The sequence below is a fragment of the Porphyromonas sp. C0041D3 genome, from assembly GCF_056590575.1.
Window position 1 is genome coordinate 19,143 of sequence record NZ_JBWPWJ010000014.1, and the last position, 8,940, is coordinate 28,082.

General features: G+C 53.9%; 10 protein-coding genes and 1 pseudogene. 6 read left to right on the forward strand and 5 right to left on the reverse strand.

What is annotated here, in order from left to right:
- Nucleotides 1-3 precede the first annotated feature (3 nt).
- Genes AC1EKE_RS07950 through AC1EKE_RS07960 form a run of 3 tightly spaced genes read left to right on the forward strand, consistent with a single transcriptional unit; the run spans nucleotide 4 to nucleotide 3,035 of the window.
- A complete protein-coding gene (locus AC1EKE_RS07950; protein ID WP_296164248.1) occupies nucleotides 4-537 on the forward strand; it encodes a DUF4924 family protein in 534 nt (177 codons plus the stop codon).
- A complete protein-coding gene (rfbD, locus tag AC1EKE_RS07955; RefSeq protein WP_296164246.1) occupies nucleotides 534-1,454 on the forward strand; it encodes a dTDP-4-dehydrorhamnose reductase in 921 nt (306 codons plus the stop codon). Before AC1EKE_RS07950 ends, rfbD begins: the two co-directional genes overlap by 4 nt.
- Nucleotides 1,455-3,035 carry a peptide chain release factor 3 gene (locus AC1EKE_RS07960; protein WP_296164243.1) on the forward strand — a complete coding sequence of 527 codons (1,581 nt, stop codon included), beginning with the start codon at nucleotides 1,455-1,457 and terminating at the stop codon, nucleotides 3,033-3,035.
- A 47-nt stretch (nucleotides 3,036-3,082) separates the two neighbouring features.
- On the opposite strand, the gene AC1EKE_RS07965 is transcribed toward AC1EKE_RS07960, so the two are convergent.
- Together AC1EKE_RS07965 and AC1EKE_RS07970 are read right to left on the reverse strand one after the other, a co-directional pair.
- Nucleotides 3,083-3,346, reverse strand: a complete 264-nt coding sequence (locus tag AC1EKE_RS07965) for a hypothetical protein (protein ID WP_296164241.1) — start codon at nucleotides 3,344-3,346, stop codon at nucleotides 3,083-3,085.
- Nucleotides 3,339-4,106, reverse strand: coding sequence for a hypothetical protein (locus AC1EKE_RS07970; protein ID WP_480308987.1), 768 nt, complete (start codon nucleotides 4,104-4,106; stop codon nucleotides 3,339-3,341). The genes AC1EKE_RS07965 and AC1EKE_RS07970 overlap by 8 nt, the downstream gene beginning before the upstream one ends.
- A 982-nt stretch (nucleotides 4,107-5,088) precedes the next feature.
- On the opposite strand from AC1EKE_RS07970, the gene AC1EKE_RS07975 reads away from it, so the two are divergent.
- Both AC1EKE_RS07975 and AC1EKE_RS07980 read left to right on the forward strand, forming a co-directional pair.
- The gene (locus AC1EKE_RS07975) at nucleotides 5,089-5,295 is read left to right on the forward strand and encodes a helix-turn-helix transcriptional regulator (RefSeq protein WP_480308988.1); all 207 of its coding nucleotides are present in this window, start codon (nucleotides 5,089-5,091) and stop codon (nucleotides 5,293-5,295) included.
- Nucleotides 5,292-5,429 (forward strand): HipA N-terminal domain-containing protein, encoded by a 138-nt coding sequence (locus tag AC1EKE_RS07980; protein ID WP_480308990.1) that lies wholly within the window; start codon nucleotides 5,292-5,294, stop codon nucleotides 5,427-5,429. The genes AC1EKE_RS07975 and AC1EKE_RS07980 overlap by 4 nt, the downstream gene beginning before the upstream one ends.
- A 237-nt stretch (nucleotides 5,430-5,666) precedes the next feature.
- On the opposite strand, the gene AC1EKE_RS07985 is transcribed toward AC1EKE_RS07980, so the two are convergent.
- The 3 genes from AC1EKE_RS07985 to AC1EKE_RS07995 form a co-directional block, all read right to left on the reverse strand.
- Nucleotides 5,667-5,933 (reverse strand): hypothetical protein, encoded by a 267-nt coding sequence (locus AC1EKE_RS07985; protein WP_480308992.1) that lies wholly within the window; start codon nucleotides 5,931-5,933, stop codon nucleotides 5,667-5,669.
- Nucleotides 5,934-5,982: 49 nt separating this feature from the next.
- Nucleotides 5,983-7,014 (reverse strand): hypothetical protein, encoded by a 1,032-nt coding sequence (locus AC1EKE_RS07990; protein WP_480308993.1) that lies wholly within the window; start codon nucleotides 7,012-7,014, stop codon nucleotides 5,983-5,985.
- 95 nt (nucleotides 7,015-7,109) lie between these two features.
- Nucleotides 7,110-8,081, reverse strand: coding sequence for an IS30 family transposase (locus tag AC1EKE_RS07995; RefSeq protein ID WP_480308994.1), 972 nt, complete (start codon nucleotides 8,079-8,081; stop codon nucleotides 7,110-7,112).
- A 319-nt stretch (nucleotides 8,082-8,400) separates the two neighbouring features.
- Here AC1EKE_RS07995 and AC1EKE_RS08000 point away from each other — a divergent pair.
- A pseudogene (locus tag AC1EKE_RS08000) lies at nucleotides 8,401-8,865 on the forward strand (DJ-1/PfpI family protein); the annotation flags it as partial.
- Nucleotides 8,866-8,940 lie beyond the last annotated feature (75 nt).

Consider the following 8,940-nt stretch of genomic DNA (forward strand, 5'->3'; position numbering starts at 1 on the left):
AAGATGTTTGTCGCCAAGCAGAAGAGGCACGAGAACATTGCCGAGTACCTGCTCTATATGTGGCAGGTGGAGGATATCCTCCGGGCACTGCACTTCGACCCCGCAGAGATCCATCGCTACATAGAGCGAGGCTACGACTGCTCTGAGGAGCAGCGCCGGGAAGTGGATGAGTGGTACCTCTCCCTCGCCCGGCAGATGCGTGAGGAGGGGATCCTCGAGCAGGGGCACCTGAGCTCCCTCACCGAGCTGACCGCCCGACTCGAAGCGCTCTCATCGGAGCTGCTGAGGGATAAGTCGGAGACTCTCTTCGCCACGCTCTACTACGCCGCCCTCCCCGCCATCGTCCAGCTCCGCGACAAGGGCGCCGGAGGGAGTCACGGCGAGGTGGAGACCGCCCTGATCGGTCTCTACGGCTACGTGCAACTGCGGGAGCAGGGGCGCGAGGTGTCGGAGGAGACCCTCCGAGGGATGAGGCAGCTGAGCACCTTCCTCGCCCTACTTGCAGACCGATTTCGCACGAGCGAGGAGGAGTCATGAGTGAGTCTATGGGGAGCGAGCGCCCGCTCGTATGGATCACAGGCGCCTCCGGCCAGCTGGGCACGGCACTTCGTCATCTGCTCCCCGAGTCAGCGCACTACGACCGGGTGCTGACGACGAGGGCGGAGGTGGACCTGACCTCATTTGGTCAGCTGTCCCGCTTACTCCGGGAGAGGGAGCCGGACGTGGTGATCAATTGCGCCGCATACACCGCTGTGGACGGGGCGGAGACGCTCTCCGAGGATGAGCTCTTCGAGACCAATACCCTCTGTCTGATGCAGCTCCACGAGCTGCGACCACACCTCCCGATCGTGCAGATCAGCACGGACTACGTCTTTGGGGGCAACGCAGAGTCCACCATGCCTTATATAGAGGAGGATGTGGCCGACCCGATCAATCGATATGGTAAGTCCAAGGCTGACGCCGACCACTTCCTCATCGCCAACCACCCTGAGAGCTACATCCTCCGCACCGCCTGGCTCTACGGGCCGGCGTCGTGGGGGCGGAGCTTCTACCGCTCCATAAGGGCAAGGGTGGAGGCGAGAGAGCCGATCCGCTGCGTCGCCGATGAGGTAGGGTCTCCCACCTCGACGCTGACTCTCGCCCGCGTGATCGGTCGACTGCTGGACGGTCTCACCGACCCCGAGGCTTCCGATCCCCTACCCTACGGACTGTATCACGTGGCAGACCTGGGCGAGACCTCGCGGTACCACTTCGCAGAGACCATCGCCCGGCTCCTCACCGGCCGGGAGGACTACCCGATCAGCCCCATCACTCAGGCCGACCTCGCACTACCTGCCTCGAGACCGCACTACAGCGCTCTCTCCACCGAAAAGATCCAGAAGTATTACCCTGACCTGCTCCGCCCCTGGGAAGAGGCGCTCCAGGAGGTCATCGACCGCGACACACAGCGATAAATGAAAGACTTTACAGAAGAGATAGCCCGCCGACGCACCTTTGCCGTCATCGCTCACCCCGATGCCGGTAAGACCACCCTCACCGAGAAGCTCCTCCTCTTCGGAGGAGCGATCCACGTCGCTGGGGCGGTCAAGAGCAATAAGATCCGCCGCTCCGCCACCTCCGACTGGATGGAGATCGAGAAGCAGCGCGGTATCTCCGTCGCCACCTCGGTGATGGGCTTTGAGTACGAGGACTATAAGATCAATATCCTCGATACCCCGGGACACCAGGACTTCGCCGAGGACACCTTCCGCACCCTCACCGCCGTCGACTCGGTCATCATCGTGATCGACGGGGCGCGAGGCGTGGAGGCGCAGACGAAGAAGCTGATGCAGGTCTGCCGCCTGAGACAGACCCCGGTGATCGTCTTCGTCAATAAGATGGACCGCGAGGCGCAAAACCCCTTTGACCTCCTCGATGAGCTGGAGCAGGAGCTGCAGATCGCCGTCACGCCGCTCTCCTGGCCAATCGACTGCGGGGACCGCTTCCGCGGGGTCTACAACATCGCCAAGGACGACCTCGAGGTCTTCAATCCTCAGGACAAGAGCCACGTCTCCAGCCGCGTGGAGGTGGACATCCACTCCCCCGAGTTGCTTAAGTATGCCACCGAGGAGCAGGCGGAGCACCTGCTGACCGACCTCGAGCTGATCGGAGGGGTCTACCCACCGATGGATGAGGAGAAGTACCTCGCTGCCCAGCTGGCACCGGTATTCTTCGGCTCAGCGCTCAATAACTTCGGCATCAAGGAGATGCTCGACACCTTTGTCCGCATCGCCCCCTCGCCCCGACCCACCAAGGCGGAGGAGCGGATCGTGAGACCTGAGGAGCCCGACTTCACCGGCTTTGTCTTCAAGATCCACGCAAATATGGATCCCAACCACCGCTCCAGCATCGCTTTTGTCAAGATCTGCTCCGGAGTCTTCCGGCGGAATACCAATTACCACCACGTCCGACTGGACCGTGACTTCCGCTTCAGCAGCCCCACTGCCTTCATGGCGCAGCGGAAGGAGATCGTAGAGGACGCCTACGCCGGAGACATCGTCGGACTGCCCGACACCGGCAACTTCCGCATCGGGGACTCCCTGACGTGTGGCGAGGAGCTCCACTTCCGCGGGCTGCCAAGCTTCTCCCCCGAGCTCTTCAAGTACATCGAGAATGCCGACCCGATGAAGACGAAGCAGCTCCACAAGGGCATCGACCAGCTGATGGGCGAGGGCGTGGCGCAGCTCTTCACCAGCACCTACAACGGTCGCACGATCATCGGCACTGTGGGGCAGCTACAGTTTGAGGTGATCGAGTACCGCCTCCTCCACGAGTATCAGGCGAAGTGTCGCTGGGAGCCGCTCAGCCTCTACAAGGCGTGCTGGATCGAGTGCGATGACCCGGCCGTGCTGGAGGACTTCAAGCGGCGCAAGGCGCCCTATATGGCGACCGACACCCAGGGACGGGATGTCTACCTTGCCGACTCCGCCTATATGCTCAGCATGTCGCAGCAGGAGTTCCCCAAGGTCACCTTCCACTTCTCCTCCGAGTACTAAAGAGAGCGCACCGCAGTCAGTCCGACTGCGGTGCGCTTCTTTTGCTCTCAAAAATACCATGCAAAGATAACCTTAATCACAGCGTTGGCTAGCATAAAAGCTGCAAGCCAGTATTTGGTGGGCTTGCCTATCTTTTCGCTCACGAGGAAGATCGCTGCCCAAAACACGAAGAAAAGGGCATCCAGCGATGCGCTCATATACCAGTCGCGAAAGACAAATTGGGCCAAGTACCAATAGCAGTAGTAGATCCCGGCAGTGATGTAGACGGTCCACTTTAGGATCTTCTTCCATATTGTCTTATGCTCAGTCATGGCATGTAAGATAATCGTGCGTTGCCGTTGCAATCCTGCCAGCCGCATGCGTTGCACCCAGAACGTTTCCTGTGGAGACTGCGAGCGCAAAGTATGCAGATTCAGCTGAGATAACAGATGCGGCTTTTCGTTGACAAGGACTCATAGAACTGGCTGCCTCGCTCCAGATCATTCGATCCCCTGGCGACATCCTGGTCTGCACCTTGTTATCATCAGAGCTAAGCTTGCTAAGAACCAAAGGTCTAATTGCATCAAGCATAAGAAAAGCCTCATCAACCACACTTCTTTGCTTCTCTGTAAGTGAAGTGTAGTATGTCTGTTCTTTATAGCTCTCAATTACCTCCAACAGATCTTCAGGTCTCTCGGTAAACAAGTAAGGGGTGACCATCAGAAGAGCATCCTCAAGTACTTGGTAGAGGTTTTGAACTTCCGCAGAACTTGAAAGATCATCTGAACGAAGAGCTGCTGAAGCGGAGAATTCAAAATGCTCTATACAATACTTATCCCTCAGCGGCAACGTAGTATAGACAGAATCGAAAATCCTCTCTATATCTTCAAACGTGGATATTTCATCCGCATCGCTTTGAAGAGTTGTCTTAAGATTGGAGACAAGAGAAGCATACGCCTCATCATAGCACTCCATAGTAACGGGCTGCTCTTCCACCGGATTGTCAACAACCGTTGGCGCGGATGAATTGCAAGAGCTAACGAATAGAATGGCGCTCAACAGAGCAGCACATCTTTTTGAGTTTTTTTTCATTACGAATAATGATTTAAAGTTAGTGATGAGGCACGATCAACTCACGTCTGAAATATCACGTGTCAGGTTTTTAATAACACTAGTGTCACAATGCAAACTAAGCAAAATTTCGTCACACATGCAAACACACAAGCATTTACTACGAATAATTCATATCTAAACCTTATAAAAAAATCAAACACACGAAGAAAGTATACGTATCGCATTTCGTAACGAAATATTCATAGGGCATACGAGACTGTATCGCTCCTTTACAAGAGCATCATTACTTTTGGAAAAGAGTATTGGCAGCAGGCATTCCCCAAGGTCACCTTCCACTTCTCCTCCGAGTACTAAGTACGGCTGCCAAGACACCATCACAGCGAGGGGGCAAGGCAAAGTCTGCTAGGGTCTCCTCTTTGCACAAACCAAGAGTACTGGTCTTCATCGGCGCCTGATCACTCGGATTTCATCCCATCAGATCGTAGCACAACGACAGCAAAGTCAGCCCTTATATCAGGGGTGACGCACCTGAAGGGTACTGAAGACATCCAACTCATTGTGAAGGGTTGTGAACGAAGCACCCCTTGCGGGTGCCCGTTCCTTAGCCACCGGTCGAAGGGCGTAGCCCCGAAGACCCGTGGATCAGGAATCACAAACGACACTGCGACCCCGCAAGGGTGTCGCACTGGTTGCCTGACTCCCTGATAAGTGCGACACCCTGGCGGGGTCGTATATCTTTCTTGGCATCCTCTCCCGCGGTCTTCGGCACTTCGTGCCTCGACACGCGGGCTAAGGAGCGATGATCCCTCCGGGGCTTCGCCCCTGCGGGATCGGCAGGCGGGTACATTAGGAAAGGAATCTCCCGCCGCAGATCTCCTCTGCATAGCGGTAAAGATTAAATTCGTCAGCCCTGATCCTTTTATACCCGATAGGTGTTATTTCAGTCAGAAAGCGTATATTTACCGCATAATCAACCTGATCGGGTATAATCTTAGCAGATATGACCATTGCAGAGTTTGTGAAGGAGAAGCGCAGGGAGTACGGGCTAACTCAGCTGGATCTCAGTATGAAGACTGGGGTAGGCATCCGCTTTGTCCGTGAGTTGGAGGCAGGAAAGCCGACCATTCGCCTCGATAAAGCAAATCAAGTCCTTGCTCTCTTTGACGCTGAGGTGGGTGTGCAGGCAAAGCATCGGAGCGAGTCATGAAACAGGCAGAAGTATATCTATACGACCGATTAGCCGGCATCCTGACTGAGAGCGACGAGGGTTACCAGTTTTGCTATGACACAGTCTACCTTGCCTCGGAGGATGCCGAGGCAATAAGCTCACGCTACCATTGACGAGCGAGCGCTTTACGGGGGAACGAAGCACCCCTTGCGGGTGCTCGCTCCATAGGCATCGGTCATCCGCGAAGCGGTGACCGATGTGCCGAGAACCGCCCCCTACCACCCTCGACCCCTTGTGGGTCGCCGAAACTCCCTTAGATAGACCATACTCAGAGGTCGTAAGGCAACTCTCGGAGCAGTCCGCATAAGCCTCCGGGATATATGCCTTTAGAGCTCTCTACAGACACCACATTACTCCACACCATTGAGTTTCCGTAGCATCGGACCATAGAGGTTGATCACCTTGTCCTGTATGCTATGTGCTATGTCATCGTCTCCTAAGACGGCTCGGGCCTCAAACTCCAGGAGCAGCTGACGCTTCTCGAGCTCCTTCCTCTCACTCTCGTCGGTGGTCGCATAGTATTCATTGATCGCCATCGCTCTAAGCTGACTAATGGCACTTGACATCACCTCTCTATCAGTGAACGTACGAGCAAACTCTAATTCCTCCGGAGTCATAGGAGCAATTCTTCTTTATATCAAAAGTCAATGCCGACTGTAGCGTGTGTCAGAGGGAGGCGAGGAGCTCATTGGTGGGAATGACGGCAAAGTCATCCCGCTCCACCAGACCCCGCTCATAGATAGCAGCTGCGAGGGTGACTCCCAGTGCATCCTCCGGTGTGGTGATCTCCCCCTTACTGTCCCCCCGATAGACGATCACGAGTGGCTCATCGGGCATCCCCTCCTCCAGCTCCTCCTCAGTGGGGAGGAAGAGTGAGGTCAGAGCGTAGCGCGTCGGCTCCTCGTCACGCGTCTCAAAGAGGATCGCCCGATAGGGCTTCACGGACTTGGTCCCAGGGATGAGGATAGCCTCCATAAAGTCGCTCGTGGGAGCCAGGATGGCGAGGTAGCACTTATCCTTCAGGATCTCACCGAAGTGGCTGCGCTTCACCTCGAGGCGAAGCACCTCATCCGGAGTGAGGTTGTGCTGACGAAGCATCTCCGCTGCCTCCTCGGGGAGGGGCGATGCCTCCGTGTCGATCAGCTGCTCAAATTGCGGGCCCTCCTCGCGGATCTGCCGCCAGCGCTCCTCCTTCTGCTCCCTCTCGGGATCCTCATCCAGCAGCACCTCGCCGAGGAGAATGGCGAAGAATGGGTCCCCATCCTCCAGTCCCTCATTGTACGCCTCCTGGGCGATCTCGTCACCGACGATGTCGGCCATCTCCTCCGTCTCACCCTCCTCTACGCCGTAGTAGTCGAGGATCACGGGGCTCTCGCTTCGATCGTACAGCTGGCGCTCCTCGTCACTAAAGTGGATCTGAGGGAGACGCACGAGGGTCGAGCGTGTCCCCTCAGGCGACGTACTCTGGAAGAGTACCGCCTTGTAGGGCATAGAGAGCCTCGTCGAGGGGAGACTCTCATCGAAGCTCGGGAAGAGCAATTGCTCGTAATACTCGGTGAGCTCGCGGAAGTCCACCCGCTTGCGACCGGCGACGATCCTGTCGAGGACCTCGTCCGAGATCTGTAGGCAGAGGAGATCAGTCTCCTCGATCTGATGCCTGTGGAGGGCATCCTTGATTGCGTTACTTAGGTTCATCATAGTCCTGTCAGTGCCATTCCATTATCTGCTAACAAATCTACACAAAATCCCCTCGGAATAAGGAAGTGATCCACCAAGAAAAAAAAGGCGTAGATTCAAGGACGAAGTGCAACAGGGAGGAAGAAAGGGGCGAAAAGTTTGAAAGGGGAGATGTAGTCATGTTTCTTCCTGGGTCTATTGTTGAGTAAAGTCTGGATTTCAAATAGTCGATCGTCGTCGAAGTCAGAGAAATCAGATTTTTTAGAGATGTATTGTCTGATGAGCTTGTTGGTATTCTCGATGGACCCCTTTTGCCAAGAAGCGTAGGGGTCGGCAAAGAAGACCGGAATACCGAGGACACGAGTAATTGTCTCGTGATCTCTAAATTCAAATCCGTTGTCGGTAGTAATAGTCTTGAGTTTATCCTTATAGGGGAGCAACAGCAAGGTAGCTGCTTTAGCAGCTGCCGCCGGATTAAAACCTCCATCAATTTTCTTGATGAAACACATGTTGGTAGATTTCTCGACAAGGGTAAGGATGGCAGACTTCTGTCCTTTGGCAACAATGGTATCCATCTCAATGTCCCCAAATCTCTTTCCATCGACCTCCGTAGGTCTCTGATGGATAGAGACTCTGTTAGGGATATGAGCGGCAGAGGATTTCTTGTAAAGACCTCTACTCCGATGTTTGAGCTTATGACGACAGTTAAGGTAAAGGGAGCCGCCTCTAGCCTTATTCTTCCTAATCCATTGGTAGATAGTTTCGTGAGAGATGCTGATCCCTTCCTTCCGAAGAGTACCGGATATCTGCTCTGGAGACCATTGGTACTTGGTTAGTAAGGTAAGCACTTTATAGCGGTACCTCTTTTTTGTCCGCCTGTTTCGAGCTGATCGAGCCCTGTTGTCCCGAGCCATCTCATTGGCTAGGGCAGGGATGAATACTCCTGTTTTCGAGGAGTTTCTCTTTATCTCTCGGCTGACGGTAGAAGGACTAACTCCGATCAGACGTGCAATCATACGGAGTGGCACGTTTTCCTTAAGTCCATTCTTAATTACGTACCATTGTGATGAAGTGAGTTGCTTATACATAAATAGAAATATTTGGGACAATGTAAAAGTAACTCATTTTGAGGAGACCGCGGTCTCCTCTTTTCATTTGGGGGGATCGAAGAGGTGAGTCTGGTCGACGCGAGAGTCCCCCTCCACCCCCAAAGGGGGAATGGGGGCGGGGGACTCTCGCCAAACTTTTTCCTCTAGTGTTGCAATTCGAAGTTGAACCTAGGAGAAGTATTTTCTTGCAGTTTTCTTCGCCTTTCTATTTATGAATGCGTAACTTTACAGGAGTAATCTTCACGAAGGGGTTGAAAGAACTTGTGGCGAAGTTATCAAATTCAAAATACATTCATCAATGAAACAGAAAGTTTTATTTGTCTTGTTAAATGAATACACAGACTGGGAAGGGGCTTTTCTCTCCACGGCTCTTCATGTAGGTGTAATACCGGGTGGTGAAATAAAGTACGAAGTGCATACCGTTGCTCCGACATGGGACGCTGTCCGTTCAATCGGAGGTTTTAGAACGTCGCCCGATTATTCTTTTGAGAATATGCCGAAAGACTATGCTGCATTAGTGCTTATCGGTGGCAACCGTTGGGACTCACCTGAAGCAGAACTTGTTTCGCCTTTGGTACAGGAGACTTTGGATAATGGAAAAATCGTAGGGGCAATATGCAATGGAGCTTCGTTCCTATGTTCACATGGCTTTCTGAACAATGTAAAGCATACAGTCAACGGTCTTGACCAACTCAAAAAATGGGGTGGTGAGAAATATACGAATGAAGCAGGATATGTGGAAGCACAAGCCGTTAGTGACAAGGGCTAATTCGCATTTTGATGTGCTGGGAGGGGGAGGAAAATAGAGATTACCTTTGTTGAGGAGAGGGATTCAGGA

Bases quoted from the DNA above. Each gene is read 5' to 3' on its own strand.
- AC1EKE_RS07975 (WP_480308988.1), top strand. From the start codon at position 5,089: ATGACCATTGCAGAGTTTGTGAAGGAGAAGCGCAGGGAGTACGGGCTA.
- AC1EKE_RS07990 (WP_480308993.1), bottom strand. From the start codon at position 7,014: ATGATGAACCTAAGTAACGCAATCAAGGATGCCCTCCACAGGCATCAG.
- AC1EKE_RS07995 (WP_480308994.1), bottom strand. From the start codon at position 8,081: ATGTATAAGCAACTCACTTCATCACAATGGTACGTAATTAAGAATGGA.
- AC1EKE_RS07970 (WP_480308987.1), bottom strand. From the start codon at position 4,106: ATGAAAAAAAACTCAAAAAGATGTGCTGCTCTGTTGAGCGCCATTCTA.
- rfbD (WP_296164246.1), top strand. From the start codon at position 534: ATGAGTGAGTCTATGGGGAGCGAGCGCCCGCTCGTATGGATCACAGGC.
- AC1EKE_RS07965 (WP_296164241.1), bottom strand. From the start codon at position 3,346: ATGACTGAGCATAAGACAATATGGAAGAAGATCCTAAAGTGGACCGTC.
- AC1EKE_RS07980 (WP_480308990.1), top strand. From the start codon at position 5,292: ATGAAACAGGCAGAAGTATATCTATACGACCGATTAGCCGGCATCCTG.
- AC1EKE_RS07950 (WP_296164248.1), top strand. From the start codon at position 4: ATGTTTGTCGCCAAGCAGAAGAGGCACGAGAACATTGCCGAGTACCTG.
- AC1EKE_RS07985 (WP_480308992.1), bottom strand. From the start codon at position 5,933: ATGACTCCGGAGGAATTAGAGTTTGCTCGTACGTTCACTGATAGAGAG.
- AC1EKE_RS07960 (WP_296164243.1), top strand. From the start codon at position 1,455: ATGAAAGACTTTACAGAAGAGATAGCCCGCCGACGCACCTTTGCCGTC.